Origin of the sequence: Fervidobacterium gondwanense DSM 13020 (genome assembly GCF_900143265.1) — a bacterium.
Taxonomy (GTDB): domain Bacteria; phylum Thermotogota; class Thermotogae; order Thermotogales; family Fervidobacteriaceae; genus Fervidobacterium; species Fervidobacterium gondwanense.
This window is the reverse complement of the sequence record NZ_FRDJ01000001.1, coordinates 421,085-445,509: the sequence shown is the minus strand read 5'-3', so window position 1 is coordinate 445,509 and position 24,425 is coordinate 421,085. Positions and strand designations below refer to the sequence as shown.

Here is a 24,425-nt window from a genome sequence, read left to right as displayed (position 1 = left end):
TAGAAGGTGTATAATCATTTCAGCTTATAAGTTCCTAAAAACTCAATATCCAAAAGGGGGGAAGTATATGAGGAAACTTCTGTTCATGGTAGTTATTGTTCTTGTTTCAGTTCTCTCAATCGCACAGGTCACCCAAACTACACCGCTTGCAAAGTTGTACTACGAACTCAAAGCTCTTCTTGAAAATCCAAACGTTGATTTAAACGAAGCGCTTCAGAACATACTGCAAAAGTATGCTCCGATAGTCGAGCCAATCCTACCTCCTGGTGAATACGAGGAGTACTCTCTTGGACTTTCAGAACTCGATAAAGCCTTACTTGAAAATGGCATATGGATAACTCGGGCTACGGTTGAGATTTTCAACCAGGATGTGGTTGAAGGACCGTATGAATTGAACTATGATAGGGAAACAGGTCAAGCAACAGGCCTTATCGCAAAACTTAAAGCTGGCAAGTACAACGTTATAGTCAAAGTACTTGGTATGGTTGACAATAAGGACGAACGCATCGTTGCATACGGTAGAAAAGACGCCGTTGAGGTTGTAAGGGACAGGATATCGCTTGCTAACATACCTCTAAACGTACTAATTGGCACAGGTGGTGTTCTCGTAAATGCCCTTATCGATTTCCAAAACACTGAATTCATACCGGGAGAGATTGGAGAGATTGAACCAGAAGATGGAGCTGTGGATGTCCTTCCAAACATCACTTTGACTTGGCAAAGCAAGAGAGCAAAGCTTTACGATATCTATTTTGGCGAAGAAGGAAATTTAGAGATTCTTGAGAAAAACTACTTTGATAACAAGTATGAACTCGAAAAACTCAAACCATCGACGACTTACGAATGGAAGATAGTTGCAAAGAACGCATTCGGTGAAACTGAAAGCAAGGTCTTCAAGTTCAGAATAGGTGATGCTCCAACGATTCCAGATGAACCAGTCCCATACGATGGTGCTCAAAAAGTATGGATCGAGCCAAGACTCATGTGGCAGTCGGAAAAGGCAGCAGAGTTTGATGTGTACTTTGGAAAATCACCTGAAGAATTACAGCTTGTTGCAACCGTTGAAGAACCGATGTATGATACCGAAAAGCTCGAACTCGGGACTGTTTATTATTGGAAAGTGGTTGCAAAGAACGCTTATGGAGAAACGGAAGGTCCTGTGTGGATATTCTCAACAGGTGATGTGCCAACAAAACCTGAGCTTATTGAACCAACTGGTGAGAAAGTTTGGATACAACCAACGTTCAGATGGTCCAGTGAAGATGCGAACGAGTATGAACTGTATTTTGGTGAAGACTATGAAAATCTTGAACTTATAGCGACTACAACAGAATCTGAATTCACATTACCGTATGAATTGCCACAGGATACAACTTACTTCTGGAAAGTTGTTGCCAAGAATGACTTCGGAGCAAGTGAAAGCAACGTTGAAATGTTTAAAACAGGAAAAGCACCGGAATTCTTGAACATACTATATCCATCGGATGGCGAAGAGGATGTTTGGAAAGATCTGGAGCTTTCTTGGGAATTCGAATGTGCAGATGTTTATGATGTTTATGTAGGAAAATCACCGGAAGCGTTGGAATTGGTAGCTGAAAATATCACCGAGAACGTATTTGCGTTGAAAGATTTAGAACTTGGCACAACTTACTACTGGAAGGTTGTCGGAAAGAACAGATTTGGTGAAGCTGAAAGCCCGGTCGTCAAATTCACGGTAGGTAACGTCCCAGCAGTACCATTCAATCCTGACCCAGAAGATGGTGCTGTTGATCAATTTAACAAACTTGTTCTGAAGTGGGAAAGTGCAAAAGCAGAGGCATACGACATATACGTTGGATTTACAGAGGATATGCTGGAACTCTTCCAAACTGACCTCAAAGAAAGTGCAGTTGAAATAACTGATCTGTTGTTCGGAACCACGTATTACTGGAAAGTCGTTGCAAAGAACCGATTTGGTCAAAGCGAAGGACCAGTTTGGAAATTCACAACAGGTCAGATCCCAGAAAAGCCAAAAGCTATCTATCCAGAAAACGGTGCGCAAGAAGTTCCTGTTGACGTAACGCTCAAGTGGGAAAGCGAAAGGGCAAAAGATTTCAACCTCTACTTTGGTACAACCACACTTGAGCTTGTTGGAAGATTTGAAAGCAACGAATACGCATTACCACAATTGCATTTCGGAACAGAATACAGGTGGCAGATTGTTGCTGGTAACGAGTTTGGACAAATAGAAAGCGATATCTTCACATTCAGGACTAAGCTCCCAACTGTGCAAAAACAGCTCAGCATAGGCGGAAAGGCACAAGACACTGGAAGAAAGCTTTTGAGAACCTCCGACGGCGGATATATAGTTGTTGGAAACACTCAATCTGATAGCGTACCAGGATTCATGGGAGAATCTGACATATTGGTTGCAAAGCTTACAAAAGATTTAAAAGTAGAGTGGATTAAATTGCTCGGCGGCAAAGGTTGGGATGAAGCAGCAGATATCAAAGAGACAGCTGATGGCTATGTAGTGCTCGGTTATACACTCTCGAAAGAAGTGGCGGGCAATGTCAACAAGGGTGGTTGGGACTACTTGGTTGCAAAGCTTGATAAAGAAGGTAAAACGAAGTGGATAAAATTATACGGCGGTACGGGTAACGATATTGCGTCAAAAGTTATACCAACATCTGATAATGGCTTGCTTGTCGTAGGTACAACAAACTCTGTAAACGGTGACACTGGAGGTAACATCGGTACTTGGGACAGCTGGTTGCTGAAACTTGATGGACAAGGTAACATACTTGCAAGTAAGACATTTGGAGGTCTTGACAGAGATAAAGCTGTTGATGCTGTTGAACTTGAGGATGGTTACCTGATTGCAAATGTGACATACTCACTTGAAGGTAACATCCCATACAACCACGGCAGTTCAGATATTTGGATATTCAAAGTGACTAAGGACTTCAAAGAGATTACAGTTAACAAAGCATATGGAGGAACTGATCAAGATGAGATCGCTAAGTTGCTTCCAACAAGAGATGGAAACTTCTTGCTCGTAGGTTACACAACATCAGTTGATGGAGATGTGCAGAAAAACGAAGGATACTGGGACGTTCTGATTGCAAAAGTCAACCCAGCAGGTGAAATTCTCTGGATAAAGACGTTAGGCGGTCAGGACGAAGATATAGCATATTCTGCTGCAGAATTTGAAGATGGAGGATTCATAGTAGTTGGTTACACAGTGTCGAAGTTAGATGGTACAAAAGGAGCGGCGGACGCTTGGTTGATCGACATAGACAATGAAGGAAATCTGAGATGGTCTAAGACATATGGAGGAAGCCTATCTGATTATGCATATGATGTGTTCATAGACGAAGATGGTTCAGTTATTGTTCTTGGTACAACATTCTCCAAGAACATCGATGTAGGCACCAACTTAGGCGGCAGCGACATTTGGATATTCAAAGTGAAGTAATACGCTATTGACGGATAAGAAACGGCGGTGTCTAAAACACCGCCGTTCTTATTCTTATTAATAATTAATAAAATAATAGAAGAGGGCGGTTCTCATGCCCTCTTCTGATTTATTACATCCATTTATCGACTAATCACACGTTTCCGGCTATATCAAGTTCGCTTATCAAAACAGATGGCGTTACTATTCCCATAAAGGCTCTAAGATCATTACCGACTGCTTCTATCTTATTAAGCATTTCTAAGAAATTGCCAGAAATTGTAATCTGCTCAACACCGTGGGTAATTTTTCCATTCTCAACTCTGAACGCCTTTGCACCGAGCGAGAAATTACCTGAGATTGGATTTGCACCTGAGTGCATGCCTTCCACTTCGATTATCACAAGACCATCCGAGAGTCTTTCCAGCAGGCCGTTGAAATCAAGATTTCCGGGTTCGACACAAAGGTTTATAGGCTGGATAGAAGAACCAACGGCATTTCCAGTTGGCTCAACGCCATCCTTCTTCGCTGTCTTCAAGTTGTGCAGAAAAGTCTTGAAAGTTCCTCTATCTATTACAACCTTTTCTCTTGTCGGCACTCCTTGGGAATCAAACGGAGTGTAATTGATACTCAGCGGATGGTATGGTAAATCCTTTACAGTGAAGTTTTCACTTGCTATCACTTCGTTAAGCTTTCCTTTGAGTGGTGAGAGATTCTTCTGCGCGTTTTCTGCGCTGACCATGGAGATTAGTAACGACAAAATATCTGAAAATACATCATTTCTCAGGATAACGCGGTACTTACCGCTCTTGACTGACTTTGAGCCAACGAGTGCAAGTGCCTCTTCTCGTGCTTTTCTTCCGACATGTACTGGATCAATTTCTTCTGGTCTTTTACTCAGTGCGAACTCTACTGCCGAACGTGGCGATGCATCTTTTGCTACAGCCATAGCATACATGAAACCTCCGCCGTACGTATGTGACAAATCGAGTCCAAGTGTGTTTACGAGTTTCACTTCGCTCATCTGATCTCCGTAAACAGCCATGTCGTTTAGTATTTCTGGGCTTTTTCTTACTTCTTCATGTGCTCTTTCAACGTATGAAAGCCTCTGTTTGACAGGAAGGTTTTCGAATGCCCCATCGTATGGTTTTATGTCTGGATACTTTCCGGAGCCATCGTAGAAGTATTCAGTATCTTCACTGTCGACTATCGAAATGTTCTCAAGTGCGTCTTCGAAAACCTTTTCCGGTGCATCGAATGTTTCAGTGTACGAAGTTCCGAGCTTTCCGTCTTTTAAGACTTGAACAGTAATCTTGAACTTTCCTGCGTCGGTGTATTGATCCATCGTACCGTTTTGATATCTCACTTGGAAATTTCTATTTTTTGAATAATTAATCTGCACGTCTACGCTATTCTTCTTTGCAAGTGCGAATATCTTATCTTTGAATTCGTTGAACGTCATGCGTTTCGCCCCCCAACGATTATTTCCCTAACCTTTATGGTCGGTTGCCCAACGTCTGCTGGTATGGAGCCGCTGTAAGAACCGCACATTCCTTGACCTCTTGCCACGTCGTTTCCTACCATCTCTATCTTTTGAATTATCTCGTATCCTTTCCCTATAAGCGTTGCGCCTTTAACTGGTTTCGAAATCTTTCCATTCTCTATCAAGTATCCTTCGTTAACTGCGAAGTTGAATTCGCCCGTTGCTGGGTTCACGGAGCCACCACCCATCGTCTTTGCGTACAGACCATATTCAACGGATGCTATGATCTCTTCTGGATGGTGATCTCCTGGAAGGATGAATGTGTTGCTCATTCTCGATGTTGGTGCAAATGTGTAATCTTGCCTTCTCCCGCTCCCCGTTGACGGCATACCCATTCTTCTTGAACCGAGCTTGTCAATCATGTAGCTTTTCAGTACGCCGTTTTCAATGAGTGTAGTTCTCTGAGTCGGCGTTCCCTCGTCGTCAATATTCGCACTGCCCCAAGCATTAGGAATCGTTGCGTCGTCAACAGCGCTGACACATTCAGCTGCAACCTGCTGGCCAAGTTTTCCGGCAAAGACCGACATGCCTCTTGCAACAGACGAAGCCTCGAGAGCATGTCCAACTGCTTCGTGGAATATAACCCCACCGAATTCGTTTGAGATGACAACTGTCATCTTGCCTGCCGGTGCGGGTTGTGCATCGACCATTCGAACGGCTATCCTTGCGGCTCTCACACCTGCTTGCTCAACATCTATTCTCTCCAAAAATTCCGGTCCCATCCCAGCACCCGGTCCGTAGAAACCAGATTCCATCTGACCGTCTTTCATTGCGACGGCGTTTATCATTAGCCTTGTTCTTACTCTGTTGTCTGTTACGTAAACGCCTTCCGTATTCGCAACCAAGATGTTCTGATTGTAATCCCAGTAGCGAACGACAACTTGTGCAATTATCGGTGAATACTTCTTCGCCGCTTCGTAAGCTTTTTTCATATACCCTACCTTTGCTTCTTTCTTTACTTCTTCTGGCTGTAAAATAACGACATGCTTGTTACTTAGTTCCTGTTTTCTCAAATCAATAGAAAAATCCTTAACCTTTACCTCTCCGAGAGCTTCACCGACGCGTTTTGCCACGTTCAGAATATTCTCTCTTGATATGTCGTTTGTGTAAGCGTATATTGCCTTATCACCAAGAAATCCCCTGATTCCAACTCCGAACATACGACCGGTCTGTGCACTTTCGACTTTTCCGTTTTTCAAATCGATGTTTGTTGAATACCTATCTTCTACGAATACTTCAGCGAAATCTCCGCCGTATCTGATAACCGTTGCCAAAATCTCTTCAACAAAGAGCTTATCAAACAGTTCCAACACAGTCTCACCCCTTTTCAATAAAAAACATTTATAATAGTTCGTGATACGAACTATATATAAATTATACCATGTTTAAAATTAAAAGTCAAAAAAACAAAAATCACCTATCTTCTACCAAAATAAGAATCGAGTTGATTGAACGAGATTTTCATCATTATTGGTCTTCCGTGCGGGCAGGTGAGGAGATTTTTCTCGAGCACTGTTTTTACCAAGACCTTGACTTCTTCTTCACTCAAATTGTCGCCAGTCTTCACTGCACTCTTACAGGCTTTAGAAGCGAGCACGTGAGCGAGGCTCTTTGGTTTGTTAAATGGTACTCTGTATTCTTCCAAGACTTCCATAATCACGTCCTGAATTTGAGAAAGCTTTATTACCGATGGAACGGATTTGACAATCATCTTTGCACCGTCTTCATTACTTACTTTTTCAAATTCAAATCCATTGTCGTTTAGATCTTTGGAAAGGCTATCTAAGGTGTAGACCATGCTTTTACCGAACTTCAATTCAACCGGTATTAGAAGTGGGACACGTTCAAAGTCTTTCGATTTCAGTTCTTCGTATATTATCCTTTCATGTGCAGCGTGAAAGTCCATGATCACTATGCCGTCTCTATCTTCGAAGATTATATACCTGTTCCGCACAATAGTAAAATTACTCACATTTTCAAAGCTTGAGCTGACAACGGGCTGGAATATGTTTTCAAGAGTTGAACTCTTGTAATTCTCAGCTCCAAGGACTTTTCGATTATTTAATTCGCTTCCTTTGTAGCTTGAATTTCTTTCAAAGTCTTTCTGGCTTACAGTTCTTGAATTTGGTTCGTGAATATCGAAGGTTTTCTCAAAGTACTTTGGATATGTTTCGGTTTGCTTTTCGAAAATCAGATTATTAGTATTTCCCTGAGAGAAGTCAGAGGTTTTCTCTGTACATTCTGTACCTTCTTCGTTTCTTATAAATATCTGGTATCCTTGGACACTTCTCAGCCTTTCTCTTACACATCGAGCCAAAGTGTCGTAAACGATTCTTGGATCTGAGAATTTAATCTGCAATTTTTGCGGATGTATGTTGACATCGATTTCTTTTGGCGGAAGGTTTATGAATATAACCGCATAAGGATGAGTTCCCTCTATCAAAGCCTCTCCATAGCCTCTCTCAAGTGAAAGGTGCAGCATGTTATCCAGAACAAACCGTCCGTTGACGAAAAATACTTGCCCAGTTCGGTTCTTTCTAAAGAACTGAGGGGAAGAGATGATACCATTTATTTCGATGTCGTTTTGTACAAAATTTTCTATAGTCTGGAAATCCTTAACTTCCGGAAAAATTAGCGAGAATCTGCTTTCCAGTGAAGATGAAGGTGCGTTGTAGATGACACTTTCCTCATCTTTGAAAAGAAAAGCTACGGACGGTTTTGTTATCAAAAACCTTTCAACGACCTCGGTGACCATTCTCTTCTCAACACGCTCAGAGGATAGAAACTTTCGCCTTGCAGGTATATTGTAAAATAGGTCGAATACCTCAACTGTTGTCCCTCTCTCTCTGAATGTCTCTGAAACCTTAACAACCTTCCCGCCTATCATCTCTAACTTATGAGAACTCTCCCCATCGGAAGTTGTAATTACGAGTCTCGAAACCTCACCTATTGAAGCTAACGCCTCTCCTCTGAAACCGTAGCTTGTGATGTTGTAGATATCTTCCAAATCTGAGATCTTGCTTGTGGTGTATCGCTCAACAGCGAGGAGTAAATCGTCTTTTGACATTCCATTGCCATTGTCAGAAACCTTTATGTACGTTTTTCCACCATTCTTAATAACGATTTCAAGCTGTGTTGCACCAGCATCGATGGAGTTTTCCACCAATTCTTTAACAACAGATGCAGGATTGACGACAACTTCTCCTGCTGCTATCTTTGATACAACTTCATCAGGGAGCTTTTTGATAGGCGTAACCATCACATCCTTTCATAGTACTTATAAGTTTTCAAGTATATTATACCACCAAATAAAAAGAGTACCTGCCTTAACTGGCAGGTACTCGCTTTGTTGACATTTTGACTATTACATAAGACTACAACCCAGCTGATATCATTAGCGAGAAGCCAATACCTGGAGTCGTATTTTCAGAAGGTGTCAGAGAATTTGAAGTTGCAGTCAATTTCAAGTCAGCATTCAAGAAGAATAAATTCGCGTTAACACCAATAGTGTGAGAATACGAAACTTGGTTAAATCCGAGCATGTAATAGAGTCTTGCGATTGCTAAATTCAAACCTGCATACCCTTTTGCCGCCCACTTTCCGTCTAACCAATAACTGCCCATAATACCCCACATGATGAATCCATCATTTTTTAAGTATCCCGTTATTTGAATTTCAGGTTTGATTTCGATCGGTGCAAATAGCCGCGAAACAATCGGCTCAGTTGTAGAGTATGTCGCCTCCGCAGTCACATCGGTACCTTCAGCTGTGTACGTAAAATTGGCGTTTGCATTAAAGTCTACAGAGTAGTATGCTTTTGCAGGCCTTATAACAATGTTTCTAACAGCTATGCCAAAGTTTTGAGTTCCAAAACCGAATTCCAAGGACATTCCGTAATCATCAACATTGCTCAATTGTTCTATGACGTTGTTGATGTTTTGATTGATCAAATCGTTGAGTGGTATCCTGCTGTAAGCACGTATATGTGCATCTGCATTGAATTCTGCGTAAGCGGGCGTTGCAGTTGATGTATAGCTGACATCCAACCTTGTCAAGTCGTAATCAGTGTAGAATACAGGTGCGAACACATTTCCCGCAACGTAAATGCTTCCAAGAACAATAGCAACTCCGCCATTAGTCATTACATCTCCAACAAGGAATCCTTTCAAGCTGTCGGAATATGTTTCATTAATGTTTGTATCACCAACAAGTAATTGTGGGATTGTTTTGGGGATGTTCAAGAATATATTTCCGTCAATTCTTGTGTAAGGTATGATTCTAAACCCTCCAAGGTTCAAGTGTACGTAAGCGCCAAGGCTGACTGGTAAGCCGAACTTAAAACCATCTTGGAGCGCCGCGGAAAGGGTTTGTTCATTGATTATAAAATCTTCCTCGTTGAGTAAGGCATTTATGTTGCTTAAAGTAAGTATGTTCTGCCCAAATTCAATCTCTACAAATGGAACGAGTTTCAACAAGGCTGTAAAATCTTCCCTAACCAGTGCGGCATTACCGAATAGCCCGAATGGTTGTACTGTCATTGAGAATATAGAAACACATGAAATTAGAACGATTAAGAATAGGATATTCTTTATATTCTTTCTCATCGCAATCACCTACCTTATTTAAGGCTTACTTCAGTTGCGACTTTCAAATCTACAGATAAGTAAGGCGCAACGTTGAGTTGACCGTTGTAATTTAACGCGATTGTAGAATTCGCAGGAAGCATTATCTTGTATGGCACGGCAGTATCTGCCAAGGTTTCTATTTGTGCCTTATTTAATTCTATTGTTGGTTGAGTATCTGTCAAAGTAATCGTTACATCATCTCCGAGTTTCAGTTTTGCTTTTAGTCCTGTCGTGTTCGAATAAGTTCCGAATTTAAGTTGAGCAAGTTCAACGATATCCTTCACTTGATTGAGAGTGCTCAAATCGATTGTTCCTTCATTGATAACTACATCTGTATTCGGTGTATTCGCTTGCAATGGGATAGTTAAATCAAGCCACGCTCTGATTTCACTGTCCTTCGTAAGTTCTCCTGAACCAGTTTGCAAAGTTATGCTTAGCTCTAGAGCACTTCCATCTTTTATAAGTTGTTTTATCATATCACCAATATTTGCCGTTTCTCCCTTTGTTAGGTTTACAGGATCGCCTGAGATATAGAGAGTCATCGTTGCTGGAATCGTTGACTCAGTGATCTCAAATCCAAGTAAAGCATTTAATGCAAAATCAAGTTCTTTCAAGAACCCGAAATCTCCACTGAAAACATCGCCAAAGTCAACAACTGTTCCGAAATCCTCAGAATAAGTCTGCGGTTTTATATCAACAGATGATATTTCAAATTTTTCAAGAACAGGTTCGATCGAGAGCCTTACGCCGTCACGGATATTTACGTTGTTCACAGTAATCGCACTTGGAATGTTAGGTGTCAAAGTAAGTGAGAAATTTGTAAAAGTCGAAAAATCAAAGTTCTTGTTTTCTGATTTAAGCTCTATTATTCCTGGTCCAGATAAAGGATGCGTGCCGTTACCAACATCAAAGAAATTAGAAGTAATATTTAAATTCAAGCCGGTTATGTTCGATACATCATAATTCAACTTAACAATAATCGTTGCTGTTGCGCTGTCTGCGAGTTGACTTACAGCTGCCGGAACAGGTTGGTTTATAACCACAGGATCAGCACTTACACCAGATATTGTAGCAGAGGCAATTATTATGTTTTGGTCATTCGGCAGAGATAATGAATAGAAAATCCCACCAGAACCTACATCGCCGCTTATGTTTGCATTAAGGACAGCAGGTAGAGAGATTCCACCGAATGGTACTTTTATGTGACCGGAGAGCATTTCAAGAGCGTTAGAGCCGAATGTTCCAGAAACACCTGTTATATTAATTCCTTCGAAACTCAGAAGCATGTATCCGCTGCCTGAGGTAAACGACAGGGCAGTTACATTCTCTGGTAGAGGTACTGTTAACGATACTGGGTAATCTTCTATTTTCTTAACCTGAACATTTGGAGTGAATTTGACTTTAGGAGCGATTCTGAAGTCAGCACTTACTGTTCCTGTTAATTCAATCGTTCCGGAAATCTGTATACCATCACCCACTGTGAATTTCTTTGTTTCATCAAGAGCAATTGATGCGTTAAGGGAATAGGATGATCCGGAGCCTATCGTTGATGAACCAGACTTTGCCGTGTAGGTCTGAGTTATATTTCCAGAGAAACCTGCTACTATAATTTGGATACCTACGTTTCCATCAAGTGCCAATTTCCATGTTCCCGAAACAACAGAGATTGATTGACTTATATCTAAAGATATCTTTTCTTCATCAAGTTGCGAAGCATCAAGGTTCTTGAAATAGTTGAGTTTTTGATTTCTAAATTCCAGGGTTATTTTTGCTATTCCTGCGCTTGCTGAGTTGAATCTTAGAATGACGCTTGAAGATTTTTTCAGCAGGATATTTGATAAAGTCTTCGTTCCAAGGGTTATTGAATACGAAACACCATCGACGATAAGTACAGGATTAGATGCAGTGACATTTGATATTTGTAAATACACATCGACACTCTTTAAATTAGCTTCATCGAAAATCAACGTGGACAAGAAACTTGTTGGAATGCTGAAATTGTTCTGACCAGAACTCACAGGCAGATCTTGACCACTAATGATTGTAAGGTCAGGAATTTCAATCTCTGGGTTGCTTATAGTTTGTTCAACTGGCTGCAATTCTGGAAGGTCTATAGAGCCGTGAAATTGCGTGGCAAGGTAGTTTGTATCGATACTCAAATCAAACCTTCCACCAAATTCGCTGAGCTTATTCTGAAGCTCATTTTCGATGCCTTTCAAAAAAGTGCCCGGGCTGAATACAACTTCAGTTGCGTACTTAATCTCAACAGGATCCGTTTTTACAAGTGTCATATCTGCACCGAGCTGACCCTCGAAATCGTCTACTAAGTCTTTGATTTTGAAGTCAAGTGTAGTTATTGGAAACTCTAAGTGTTTGGTATACTGCAATTTAACCTTTTCAGGGGCCTTTTCTGGAATCTTTATACCGCATGAGAAAATGACAAGTGCAACGATCACGACCGAAAAAATCAGATACAGCCTTTTCACATGAACCACCTCCCAGTGTTATATAGTTATCCATTTATTTTTGTTCCCTCTTCTATAATACAACTCCTTATACGTATTTTGACTATTCAATATACGATTTCGTTTAATAAAACTTGTAGGAATTTGAGAAGTTATGGTAGAATACTATAAATGTATGGAGAGTCTGTGGTATTACGATTTGACGGAGGTATCTTTATGGCGGGAATATTCAATTCGAATTTTGATACGCTGAAAACGGCACTTGATGTCCAGATGAAAAGGCAAGAGTTACACGCCCAAAACATAGCCAATGCTGAAACGCCTGGGTACAAGAAAAAGTACATCGCTTTCGAAGAATACCTCCAAGAATCGAAGATGAAACTCAAACTTACAACAACAAACGAAAAGCACAGACCAACGTTTCCAAAAACAGTAACGGCTAAGCAGATAACTCAAAAAAGTACATCTCTGACAAACGATGGCAACAACGTGGACATAGACATGGAAGTCACAGAAATGGTTAAAGACGCACTGAGATATCAAGTATTATCAAGATTGATGAGTGCAAATATCGACAGGTACAACACTGTCATTAGGAATACAAGATAGTAGTGTGGTAAAATATCAATGAGGTGATACGATGCAGAGCGAATTCAATATAATGAACATCTCATCAACAGGATTATCTGCGCAAAGGTTTAGAATAGAGTTAATTTCGACAAACATTGCAAACTCAGAGACTACAAGAACTGAGAACGGAGAGCCCTATAGGAGGAAAGTTCCAGTTTTTCAGGAACTTTTGAGAAATATCCAGGGGCGACAAGAAAATAGTGGTGTTATCGTCAAAGAAATTTACGAAGACCCTTCTCAATTTCGAATAGTTTATGATCCAACACATCCAGACGCAGACGAAAACGGGTACGTGAGATTGCCGAACGTTAATATCATACGCGAGATGGTAGACATGATTAACGCACAAAGAGCGTACGAAGCGAACGCAACAGCTATAAACACAACGAAAGCAATGATAACATCTGCCCTTCAGATAGGGAGGTGAAGTAAGTGGTAGATAAGATTGGTGGGTTGAATCCGTTAAGGCCGAATATAACTACTAATGTGGGAAATCAAAAAACAAGTGAGAACAGTGAATTTGGAAAAATTCTTTCAGATGCTTTGAAGTCGGTCAACGATCAGCAAAAGAACGTTGAAAAATTATCTGATGATTTTGCTACTGGAAAAGTGAGCAACATTCACGAGCTGATTGTCGAGGCTGAAAAGGCGTCGATATCGCTCAGACTTACAGTTGAAGTTAGGAACAGAATCGTTGATGCTTATAGAGAGATTATGAGGATGCAGTTTTAGGAGAGTGCAATTGAAGAGTATAAGAATAAAACGGGGCTTTCGCCCCGTTCTTTTATTATTGGATTGGAAGGAATAAACCAGCTACACCAATTATGAGACCAAGCCACGCTATTATGTTGAGCATGTTAACCTTTTCTTCAACAGCTTTTGTGTCTGCTTTGTTAGCTTTGAGTTCTTCTATGCTAGCTTTGAGCCCTTCAACGTTTTTATTTGTTGTATCAATCTGACCTTGCAAATCTTTTTGAACATTTTCTATAGATTTTCTAAGTAGGTAATCCGTGTCGCCAATCTGAGCTGCAAGCCCCGTGACTACATCGCTCAAACCAGCGAGATCTTCTTCAAGAGTTGCTACTTTTTTTTCAAGAGCGTCTACTTGTTCTCTATCCGCCTTCGCTGAAAGGTTGTCATAGATGTTAACTATGTCTTGGTCATGCATGTCGAGTCTGAGTGCAAGTGATTCGATATTTGCTTCTTCCAAACCTGCAAGTTTCTCTTCAATTGCTGCGATTTGTTCAGAAAGCATGCCGAGTGTGTCGTAAATCTTGAGAATGTCACTGTCGTGAATATCGAGCGTTACTTTGATATCGTCAAACATTGGTTGTAATTCTTCGAACATTTCTTCTTTTATACTTGCAAGGGAGACCTCAACATATGATGTAATCCTGTCTTCCATAGCTGCAAGATTTGCTGAAAGTTCATAAAGCATATCCCTGAGTGCTGGTAATCCGGTTTCAACCGTGCTTGATACGTTCAACAATTGAGTTTCAAGCTCAGAAAGTCTTGAATCAAACTCTGCAAGCATCATTTCAAGTTCTTCGGCGGATACTTTTGTACCAAGTGTGTCATAAATCATGTTTGTGTACTCTTCGAGCAAATCTATCCTATTCGTAAGTGCGTCAAGTTCCAAAAGTTTGTCGTTAATTTCCGCAAGGGCTAAATCAAGATCTTCGGCAGAAAGCTTTGTGTTGAGAGTGTCATAGATCATATTTGTGTATTCTTCCAAAAGGTCTAATCTGTTTGAAAGTGCTTCAATGTCTACACCTTCGGCGAATACAAATATCCCGAAAAAGACAACCGCAATGAGAATCCCCAGTTTTCTCATAAGTACTCCCTCCTTTAGTAAAGTGTAATAATTCCGAGAAACAACCGTATGTTTAGCCGAATTCCGCGGTGAGCGTACTGAGCAATATGAACAAACTAATTAATAAAGCTATCCGATTTATATTATAGCACCAAAAACAAGAATTTTGTAAAGCCTTTTTTATAGTGTTTCCAAAAGAACGCTTCTAAAAATGAGTATTTAACGTCAAAAATTAACCTATAAGTGGGTTTTAACATTATTTATGCGAATTTACTGCTTTGTGGGAACAATTTTAAAATTAAATCGTAATACTTGACATGCATCAGCTTTCATTATATCATATCTATGCCCTTGCTCGGTATAGGGATCTTTCCCATACTTGGCAAGAGGACATTAGATGGAGGTGCAGAAAGATGAACAAAGAGGACATCATCAAGGAATTTCAGATCCACGATGCAGACACTGGCAGCACAGCAGTTCAGATTGCATTGCTGACAACCCGCATCAGACACTTAACGGAACACCTCAAGAATCATCCTAAAGATTACCACTCAAGACGTGGACTCATGAAGATGGTCGGGCGCAGAAGAAAAATGCTCAAGTACCTCATGAAAAAGGACCCAGAGCTTTACAAAGAACTCCTTGAAAAGCTTTCTTTGAGAAAGTAAAAAAATATCGATACTCAATTGGAACACAGTCATTGAGGGGCGGAATTCCGCCCTTTAATTTTGCAAAATCGCTGAAACGGGGAGATTCTATATGGACAAGATGGAAAATTCCAAACTTTACAAACTCGATGCGTACGATTACTTCCTGCCTGAAGAATTGATAGCACAACAACCGATAGAACCAAGAGATCATTCGCGGTTAATGGTATTGGATAGGACAACTGGGAATATCCAACACAGGATGTTCAAAGACATATTGGAGTACCTTTCTCCAAAGGACATCCTTGTTTTTAACACTTCAAAGGTCATCCCCGCAAGGATTTACGGCAAGAAAACAACGGGCGCTACTGTTGAGTTGCTCCTATTGGAGAAGATGAGCCTAGGAGTGTGGAAGTGTCTTGTCAAGCCAGGAAAGGCGGTCAAAGAGGGAACGGAGATTGTTTTTCATAAGCCTGATGGAAACATAATTGGAAAGTGTGTCGGAAGAGCTGAGGAAGGTACAAGGATAATAGAATTCTCAGTGAGCGATGACCACATAATCTTTTCTCTTGGCAAGATCCCACTTCCACATTATATAAAAAATGAAAACATTGAATTCGAGCGCTACCAAACGGTATATGCGAAGCACGAAGGTAGCGTTGCGGCACCAACTGCGGGCTTGCACTTTACAAATGAACTGCTTGAGAAAATAAAAAGCAAAGGTGTGCGTACTGCAGAAGTCATATTACACGTTGGCATCGGGACGTTCAGACCTGTTAAAGCCGAAGATATTCGCCATCACAAAATGCACGAAGAATACTACATCGTGCCCGAAGAAACAGTAAACTTAATCGATGAGGTTAAAAGCACTAACGGTAGAGTAATTGCGGTAGGCACAACATCGGTTAGGACACTTGAAACAATAGCAAGGCAACCAAAGAGCGGGTCTTATTCAGGAAAAACAGATATATTCATTTATCCGCCGTTTGAATTCAAAATTGTCGATGCGTTAATTACCAATTTTCATCTTCCAAAATCTTCTTTAATCATGCTTGTCAGTGCGTTTGCCGGGTATGAACTGACAATGCAAGCTTACAAAATAGCAGTCGAAGAAAAGTACAGATTTTTCTCTTTTGGTGATGCGATGTTCATATTTTGAGTTAACACAAATCATGTTTATAATCTTAACATTAAATTGTTAGGCTACTGCTGTATAATAATATAAAAATACTGGTGGGGAATAACATGTTGAAAGAACAGACAAAGCCATTTAGAATCTTAGGAATAGACCCAGGATACGGAATTGTTGGATACGGAGTTGTTGAGAAGACGGGAAATAGAATAACATACGTGTCACACGGAGCGATAACAACTGGCAAAGAAGAACATTTTGAAGAACGTCTTGAATACATATACTCGGAAGTCCGAAGGATAATATCAGATTATAAGCCAGAACTTGTTGCTGTCGAAAGTTTGTATTTTTACAAGAACGTCAAAACTGCTATATTCGTTGGGGAAGCCCGTGGGGTTATACTCCTTGCAATAAGGCATTCGAATTTGCCTTTTATAGAATTTACTCCTCATCAAGTCAAGCAAACCGTGACCGGCTATGGAAGAGCTGAAAAATCTCAAATTCAGAAGGTTATGAAAATTTTGCTAAAGCTTCAAGAAATCCCAAAACCAGATGACGCAGCAGACGCGCTTGCGATAGCATGGTGCGCGGCTGTTAGTCACACTAATACACAAAATATACCGAAAATCGAAAAATGATATTTTTTTTCAAGCAGAGTTAGACTCGGGGTGGGTTAGATGTACTATTCCTTCGATGTTTCAAAAAATATAAGAGATATAGCCGAAAAGATAGGAATAAACGCTTCAGGGGTTATAAAGCGAATAGCTTACGACAAAAAACGTGAAATAGTTTCGTTTTTTGTTTCTAATTTTCAAGGAGATATAGAAAGTTTCAAGGATTCTCTTGAAGAATTCTTACAAATTGCTGTTGAAGTAGTCGTCGACGAGGAAAAGGATGTTCAAAATGAAGTTGAGAGTTTAAAGAGCTACGTGCTACAACAACTAAATGGTTCAGGTAAATACGTAGAGCACATAGAAATCGAAGATAAGACTTTAAAAATATACGCGCTTGGAGAATTCGCCAAGGCGCATATTTCAAAACGATTGACGAGGGTAAAATCTTCTCTTCCATTTGAAAACTACGTCATCGATGTCACCGCTCATGAAAATCAGCAGAATGACCAAGCGATTAACGATATGAAAGTCGGTTATGACCCGGATAGTCAACAGCTTGGCGTGAAAACAGATGGATTTTCAAGTGTTCAAAAACAGATTACCCATGCAACTGTTAAGACTGGTCCAACTCAGAGTGACGAGTCAGACATGATTGAACAATTTGATAAAAACCTGCTCGGCGGTCTGTACTCACCCTCCAATATGCCTCCTTCAAATAAGAAGAAATTCAAACTTTATGGAAAAGTCTTCAAAATCGACAGGCCAAACCCCGAGGTTCTAAATGTATATATCACCGATAAGAAGGACTCGCTACTTGGAAAAGTGTTCAACTCTAAATCACAAGAGATTGAAAACAAGCTTTCGGTTGGTGAATGGTACATCTTCAGCGGAATGCTCACAACAGATAAATTTGGAACGACATTCTTCAAAATCGACAGCGTTACGGAAATTCCATCTCTTGACAGAATCGACAACGCTTTAGAAAAGAGGGTGGAACTACACGCACACACAAAGATGAGCGATCTGGACAGCGTCTTGGATATAAGCGAATACATAAAGACGGCAAAGAAATGGGGATGGGAGGCTGTTGCCGTTACAGACCACGGAAACGTTCAAAGCATCCCAGAACTGTACGAACTTGCAAAAAGCAACGGAATAAAACCTATATTCGGTTGTGAAGTTTACATAGCAAACGATCCGAAGAAGATAATGATTAACGAAATCGAAGGGAACATCGACGAGGCAACGTACGTCGTGCTTGACCTTGAAACAACAGGCTTGAACCCAAGGCTTGATGAAATAATGGAAATCGGCGCAGTGAAGACGGCGAATGGCCAGATAATCGATGAATTCCATACATTTGTCAAGCCTTCTAAGTTGAAGGAAAAAAGTTTACAAATAACAGGTATAACGGAAGAAATGCTCGAAAACGCACCAGATATTTCTCAAGTTATCGATAGACTTTCTGAATTTCTCAATGGTGCAGTAATTGTGGCGCACAACGCAGATTTTGACGTCGGATTTCTCAAAAATACATTTTCTAAATTTCAAAGACAGTTCAATCCTCCATACATTGACACACTAAGACTCTCGCAAGCTCTTTTGAGAAGTAAACTTAAATCGTTTTCTTTGGACAGACTCGTAGACTACTTCGAGCTCGGAAAGTTCCAACACCACCGAGCACTTGATGACGCGAGGGTAACGGTTAAAGTTTTTTGGAAATTGGTAGAACTGCTTAGGAAAAAATCTGTAAATTCATTTGACAGGCTGAATAAGTTGATAGAGCACATCAACCCACTTTCAAAACACCCACGACATATTACGGTGCTTGTCCAGAACAAGACGGGTCTGAAGAACCTTTACAGATTGGTCTCTAAAGCACATACAGAGACATTCTTCACAGTACCTCAGGTCTTGAGGTCTGATCTTGAAAAGAACAGAGAGGGTTTGCTAATAGGTACCGGATGTGCGAATTCGGAAGTCTTTGAACTTGCACTGTCAAAGGACAAATCCTCGCTTCAAGAAGCTCTCAAATTCTACGATTACATCGAAATAATGCCTCTTGATACTATATCTTCGGAAGAATTCACGAAGGAAGAGGCGAAAGAAGCTTACAGATTGTTATATGAAGCGGGTAAAGAACTGAACATTCCAGTGGTCATGGTTTCAAATGCGCATTTCTTAGATCCGGAAGACATAAAAGCCCGAAAGGTATTACTCGCACCCCAGAGCAATGTGGAAGACGCAGGTGCGAACTATTTCTTACGCACAACTGACGAAATGTTGCAAGCTGCGATGGAGATATTCGAAGATGAGACAATCGCTCAAGAAGTAGTCATTAAATATCCGAAGAAAATAGTTCAAATGGTTGAAGAGATAAAGCCGCTCGAGAAGAAACTCCATCCGCCAAAGATCGAAGGTGCGGAGGAGAAATTGCGCTCTATGACATACGAGCGGGCATATGAGCTGTATGGAAATCCACTGCCAGAATTAGTTGAAAAAAGAATAGAAAGAGAACTGAACAGCATCATAGGGCATGGTTACGCTGTTCTTTACATGATTGCGCACTTGATAGTTAAGAAGGCGGGCGAAGACGGATACGTCGTTGGGTCCCGTGGTTCAGTTGGTTCTTCCTTAGTTGCGCATTTGGTTGGAATCACGGAAGTCAACCCATTGCCAGCACATTACAGATGTCCAGACTGCAAACATTTCGAGCTGCACGAAGAAGTGGGCTCTGGATACGATTTGCCGGACAAAAGATGTCCGAAATGTGGTGCAAAACTTGAAAAAGCTGGTCAAGATATACCATTTGAAGTATTCATGGGATTTGAAGGAGACAAAGTCCCTGATATCGACTTAAATTTCTCCGGCGAATATCAAGAACGTGCTCACAAGTTCATTGAACAACTCTTTGGAAAATCACACGTCTTCCGCGCCGGTACGATAAGCACGATAGCAGACAGAAGTGCAATTGGATACGTGAAATCGTACATGGAAGACAAGAATGGAAACGTAGTAAATTCATTAAACCCAGCCGAACAGGAAAGACTGGCCATGTACGTTAGCGGTGTTAAGAGAACGACAGGGCAGCATCCCGGTGGTCTGATGATAGTCCCGAGCGACTATGATATTCACGACTTCACCCCTTACCAGCATCCAGCGAACGATAAGAAATCAGGCGTTTACACGACGCACTTCGCCTACGAATCTATCCATGATGACCTCGTGAAACTCGATGCACTCGGACATGATGATCCGACGATGATAAGACTCCTGTACGAATACAGCGGTGTAGATCCAATGAAAATTCCAATGGACGACAAACAGACGATGAGCATATTCTCATCGCTTAAGGCTTTGAAGATAGACGCTCAAGAGCTTGGAACGGACGTTGGAACAATCGGAATACCTGAGTTCGGTACGGACTTCGTCATGGGAATGTTGAGAGATACCAGACCCAAGACATTTGCCGAGCTTGTGAGAATATCTGGGCTTTCTCACGGTACTGACGTTTGGCTCGGCAATGCTCAAACGTTGATAGAAAAGAAAACAGCGACGCTTTCAGAAGTCATATCTTGTAGAGATGATATAATGATTTATTTGATTCATAAAGGGTTACCACCTTCAAACGCGTTCAAGATAATGGAAAATGTAAGAAAAGGTAAAGGATTAAAAGATGAAGAAGTCCAGTTGATGAAAGAATTTGACGTACCTGATTGGTTCATTGAGTCTTGTAAAAAGATTAAGTACCTGTTCCCGAAGGCACATGCGGTTGCTTATGTGAGCATGGCGTTCAGAATTGCCTACTTTAAAGTCCACTATCCGCTTGCGTTTTATGCAGCATTCTTCTCAACAAAGGGAGATGAGTTCGACGCCGAATTCATACTTAGAGGGAAGGGAGCCATAAAAGAACGTTTGAGAGAACTAAACAATATGATGAAGAAAGACGTAAAAGAGAAAAACGAAGAAAAAGTGCTCCAAGCAGCCCTTGAAATGTTACTGAGGGGATTTGAATTCAAAAAACCGGATTTAAAGAAGAGCCACCACTCAAGATTTATAATCGAAGGTAAGAGCTTGATAATCCCGTTCAACAAAATTCACGGCATAGGTGACAATGTTGCAAAATCGATAGTTGAGCAAAGGGATATAAAGATGTTTACATCGGTGGAAGACCTAATGAACCGTGGAAAGGTGACAAAAGCACAAATTGAAATGCTAAAGAGACTCGGAGTTTTGGAAGAACTTCCGGAGACTGACCAAGTAACACTGTTCTAAAGATGAAAGTGCGTTTAAAAAGTTGATACTAACGGTAGAAAAAACTATCAAGAGCGTGTATTTTTATTCTTTCTTAGAGAAAAAATTACAAGATGGATACTTTTGGTAAATATTAGTCCATCAAAAACAAAATAAAGAAATGTAGAACTATTGCAAAACATAAAATTCTTGTGGTATAATAAGCTTTGAATTTATAGGATTATGGGGATATGCAGTTAAGAGACTAATTAGGACATTACTGGAGGTGTATTAGATGTTAGCAGTCATACTATTGATTGTCCACACTATCATTGCAGGTGCTCTGATCTGGATGGTACTTCTTGAAATGAGCAAATTTGCAGAGCTCGGAGGAGCTTTCGGAAGTGGTGCAGCATATACGATGTTTGGTAGAAAAAAAGGCCTCGACACTCAGGGAAAAATTACCGTCGCTTTGGCGGTTGCGTTCTTTGTGATGTGCTTCCTGACATCTTGGGTGCTTTCCAGGTAATTAGTGCATATTAACGTTTAGTGGTTTTAGAGTACTCTTAGAAATTTCGAAGTGGGGTGTATCATTTGTCTACAGTGAACCTGCCAACCGAAGAACAACTCAGAATACTCAAAAGAAATTGCGTGGATTTAGTCTCGGAAGAAGAACTTCTTGAACGGCTCAAATCTGGCAAGCCGTTGAGAGTTAAGCTTGGTGTTGACCCTTCAAGACCAGACCTTCATCTTGGTCATGCTGTTGTTTTGAAAAAACTCAAAGAATTTCAGGACTTAGGTCACCAAGTTGTGTTAATCATTGGTGATTTTACTGCCATGATTGGTGACCCATCCGGCCGAAACACGACTCGTCCTATGCTTTCAAGGGAAGAAGTTGTAGAGAATGCAAAAAGCTACGCAGAACAGGCTTTCATGATTTTGGATAAAGAAAAAACCGAGATAAGATACAACAACGAATGGCTCGGGAGCATGACATTTGCTGATGTCGTCAAGCTTGCCGGTAAATACACGGTCGCTCGCATGCTCGAAAGGGAAGATTTTGCAAAAAGGTATGCGGAAGGTTCGCCGATCAGCGTTGCTGAATTTTTATATCCGCTGGCACAAGCGTACGATTCGGTTGCGATTCAAGCAGATGTCGAGCTTGGCGGAACGGATCAATTATTCAACTTGATGGTTGGAAGAAAAATACAAGAAGAATATGGTTTTAAACCACAGATAGTCATGACAATGCCGATAATAGAAGGCACGGATGGAAAGCTCAAAATGAGTAAAAGCTATGGAAATTACATAGGCTTTACAGATGAGCCTAAGGACATGTATGGCAAAGTGATGTCTATTCCTGACGAACTCATCGTAAAATACACAAGATTGCTTACGGATGCGTCAGAAGAATTCATACAGAAAATGGAAAAAGAAATAAATGCCAAGACGGTTAATCCGAGAGATTACAAAATGTGGCTTGCAAGAGAGATAGTCAAGCAGTTCCACGGTGAAGAAGCCGCAAAAGAAGCAGAAGAATATTTTGTCACCGTTTTTCAGAAGAAAGAACTGCCAGAAGAAATGCCGGAGAAGATTGCTAATTCTGGAGAACACAACATTGTAGAATTGCTCTTCGAACTGGGAATCGGAACGAAGAGCGAAATTAAAAGGCTCATAACACAAGGTGGAGTTTACTTTGATGGAAATAGAATAGACAACTTTAAAGCCGTTGTCAGCGTTCAAGGGGAGCACATAGTAAGAGTTGGGAAACGTTTATTTATAAAGCTTATAGCAAATAAGTGATTTATTGATGCAATAGCTTTCGTACGGACCAGAGTGTTTCTTTGGAAAAAATCATTGAAAAATTTGCATTGCTTAATAATTTGTGGTATAATATCGATGCTGAATTTGTAAATAACTTCCTACCGGTACATTTTTATTGCTGTTTATTCGTATATAATGGAAGTAAATTCTATAACAAAGGGGGTATAAAGATGAAAAAGCTTCTCACGTTACTTACAGTGTTACTTCTCGTCACACTTTCCATGGCAGCTTTCAGAGATATACCTAAAGGTCATTGGGCAGGAAGCTATGTTCAAAAGCTTGAAGAAATCGGTATTGTTACAGGTTTTCCTGACGGGACATACCGCGGTGATGAATCTATAACAAGATACCAGATAGCTATTTTCCTTGTAAGAACTCTTGATTATGTTGAGCAGATCATATCTGATAAAGTAAACAAACTTGCAGCAGATACAGACGAAAAAATATCAACTCTGGCAAATAGAATTGAGCTTTTAGAAGAATACACAAACATGATTTACGACACGCTCCAAACGAAAGCAGACGTAAGTTCACTTGACGAACTTCAAGCGATGATTGAAGAATTCAAAGCAGAGCTTGAAGTGACGATTCAAGATATGAAACTTGTTCTCGACTTACACGATCAAGACATAGTAAAGCTCTACGATTTGGTAAATTCAATTCAAGACAAATTCACATACGAAGATGAAGAAGGACAAAAGTCGGAGATCAACCTTGCAGAGCTCAAAAACGATGTTGCGGCTATGAACGAGATATTAAACGGATTAGCGGCGCAGCTTGGCGATGTTGACTACTTGCTGAGAAAACAGATAGCGGATTTGGATAAGAAAGTCACAAGTCAGGATGAAGTGTTGCAAAAGTCTATAGATGACATTAACGCAAAACTGGAAGAAAACACCTCTGCTATCGAAGTACTCAACGCTAAAGCTGCAGAACTTGAAGAGACAATAGCAAACAACTATGCAACACTGTCAGATGCAATACTCGGGCAACAAGAGGAATTTACAATGAGCAAAGAAGAAATCTCGGCAAGAATTGACGAACTTGAAACAAAAGTTCTAAACATACAGAGTACAATAGACACAGGTTTACCAGCGATCAGGGACATGGTTTACGGACTTTCAGAAGATTTAAAATCGCTTGAGGACAGACTTACATCCTATGTGGACGTCCGAGTTGACGACTTGGCAACCAGAATCGAAGCACTCGAAGAACTTGTAGCTAACCACGATGATAGGCTTAACTTAGTAGAGAATCAACTCGTCAGCTTAACGCAAGTTGTAGAAGAAGTGAAGGCAGACAAGAGCGAAGTCGAAGAACTTAGGCAAGAAGTCAGCAACAAATTGGCAACAAAAGAAGAGCTTGAACAAACAAGACAACTCGCAACATGGGGAGTCGTCACAGGTGTAAGCGGGCTTGTAATTGGAATAATTGCATTAGGTAAAGCTTTCGGATGGTTCTAA

At 40.6% G+C, this 24,425-nt stretch carries 17 protein-coding genes; 11 read left to right on the top strand and 6 right to left on the bottom strand.

From position 1 onward, the window contains the following. Positions 1-67 precede the first annotated feature (67 nt). Positions 68-3,457, top strand: coding sequence for a fibronectin type III domain-containing protein (locus BUA11_RS01990; protein ID WP_072757745.1), 3,390 nt, complete (start codon positions 68-70; stop codon positions 3,455-3,457). Positions 3,458-3,590: 133 nt separating this feature from the next. Here BUA11_RS01990 and BUA11_RS01985 read toward each other — a convergent pair whose 3' ends face one another. The 5 genes from BUA11_RS01985 to BUA11_RS01965 form a co-directional block, all read right to left on the bottom strand. Next, positions 3,591-4,898, bottom strand: coding sequence for a TldD/PmbA family protein (locus tag BUA11_RS01985; protein WP_072757743.1), 1,308 nt, complete (start codon positions 4,896-4,898; stop codon positions 3,591-3,593). Further along, a complete protein-coding gene (locus tag BUA11_RS01980) occupies positions 4,895-6,292 on the bottom strand; it encodes a TldD/PmbA family protein (protein WP_143145238.1) in 1,398 nt (465 codons plus the stop codon). Before BUA11_RS01980 ends, BUA11_RS01985 begins: the two co-directional genes overlap by 4 nt. A 104-nt stretch (positions 6,293-6,396) precedes the next feature. After that, complete coding sequence (mutL, locus tag BUA11_RS01975) at positions 6,397-8,238, bottom strand: DNA mismatch repair endonuclease MutL (protein WP_072757740.1); 1,842 nt, start codon at positions 8,236-8,238, stop codon at positions 6,397-6,399. A gap of 115 nt (positions 8,239-8,353) precedes the next feature. Beyond that, positions 8,354-9,583 (bottom strand): hypothetical protein, encoded by a 1,230-nt coding sequence (locus BUA11_RS01970; RefSeq protein WP_072757739.1) that lies wholly within the window; start codon positions 9,581-9,583, stop codon positions 8,354-8,356. Positions 9,584-9,597: 14 nt separating this feature from the next. Next, on the bottom strand, positions 9,598-12,090 hold the full coding sequence (locus tag BUA11_RS01965) for a hypothetical protein (protein ID WP_072757737.1): 2,493 nt from the start codon (positions 12,088-12,090) through the stop codon (positions 9,598-9,600). A 204-nt stretch (positions 12,091-12,294) separates the two neighbouring features. Here BUA11_RS01965 and flgB point away from each other — a divergent pair, with 204 nt between their 5' ends. From flgB to fliE, 3 genes are read left to right on the top strand one after another with little or no spacing between them, the layout of a single operon-like run. After that, the gene (flgB, locus tag BUA11_RS01960; RefSeq protein WP_072757905.1) at positions 12,295-12,678 is read left to right on the top strand and encodes a flagellar basal body rod protein FlgB; all 384 of its coding nucleotides are present in this window, start codon (positions 12,295-12,297) and stop codon (positions 12,676-12,678) included. Between the two features lie 31 nt (positions 12,679-12,709). Further along, complete coding sequence (gene flgC, locus BUA11_RS01955) at positions 12,710-13,126, top strand: flagellar basal body rod protein FlgC (RefSeq protein WP_072757735.1); 417 nt, start codon at positions 12,710-12,712, stop codon at positions 13,124-13,126. A gap of 5 nt (positions 13,127-13,131) precedes the next feature. Further along, complete coding sequence (fliE, locus tag BUA11_RS01950; protein WP_072757733.1) at positions 13,132-13,431, top strand: flagellar hook-basal body complex protein FliE; 300 nt, start codon at positions 13,132-13,134, stop codon at positions 13,429-13,431. Between the two features lie 55 nt (positions 13,432-13,486). Here fliE and BUA11_RS01945 read toward each other — a convergent pair whose 3' ends face one another. Next, positions 13,487-14,533, bottom strand: a complete 1,047-nt coding sequence (locus BUA11_RS01945) for a hypothetical protein (RefSeq protein WP_072757731.1) — start codon at positions 14,531-14,533, stop codon at positions 13,487-13,489. 392 nt (positions 14,534-14,925) lie between these two features. Between BUA11_RS01945 and rpsO the strand changes: the two genes are divergently transcribed. The 7 genes from rpsO to BUA11_RS01910 all read left to right on the top strand — a co-directional run bounded on the left by rpsO (position 14,926) and on the right by BUA11_RS01910 (position 24,425). Continuing rightward, entirely contained in the window at positions 14,926-15,180 is a 255-nt protein-coding gene (gene rpsO, locus BUA11_RS01940) for a 30S ribosomal protein S15 (RefSeq protein WP_072757729.1), read from the top strand. Between the two features lie 100 nt (positions 15,181-15,280). Further along, on the top strand, positions 15,281-16,318 hold the full coding sequence (queA, locus tag BUA11_RS01935; RefSeq protein WP_072757903.1) for a tRNA preQ1(34) S-adenosylmethionine ribosyltransferase-isomerase QueA: 1,038 nt from the start codon (positions 15,281-15,283) through the stop codon (positions 16,316-16,318). Between the two features lie 86 nt (positions 16,319-16,404). Next, on the top strand, positions 16,405-16,929 hold the full coding sequence (ruvC, locus tag BUA11_RS01930) for a crossover junction endodeoxyribonuclease RuvC (RefSeq protein ID WP_072757727.1): 525 nt from the start codon (positions 16,405-16,407) through the stop codon (positions 16,927-16,929). 39 nt (positions 16,930-16,968) lie between these two features. Then, entirely contained in the window at positions 16,969-21,180 is a 4,212-nt protein-coding gene (locus BUA11_RS01925; RefSeq protein ID WP_072757725.1) for a PolC-type DNA polymerase III, read from the top strand. A 253-nt stretch (positions 21,181-21,433) separates the two neighbouring features. Beyond that, positions 21,434-21,667 (top strand): preprotein translocase subunit SecG, encoded by a 234-nt coding sequence (gene secG, locus BUA11_RS01920; RefSeq protein WP_072757723.1) that lies wholly within the window; start codon positions 21,434-21,436, stop codon positions 21,665-21,667. 80 nt (positions 21,668-21,747) lie between these two features. Next, entirely contained in the window at positions 21,748-22,941 is a 1,194-nt protein-coding gene (tyrS, locus tag BUA11_RS01915) for a tyrosine--tRNA ligase (RefSeq protein ID WP_072757901.1), read from the top strand. A 191-nt stretch (positions 22,942-23,132) separates the two neighbouring features. After that, complete coding sequence (locus BUA11_RS01910) at positions 23,133-24,425, top strand: S-layer homology domain-containing protein (RefSeq protein WP_072757721.1); 1,293 nt, start codon at positions 23,133-23,135, stop codon at positions 24,423-24,425.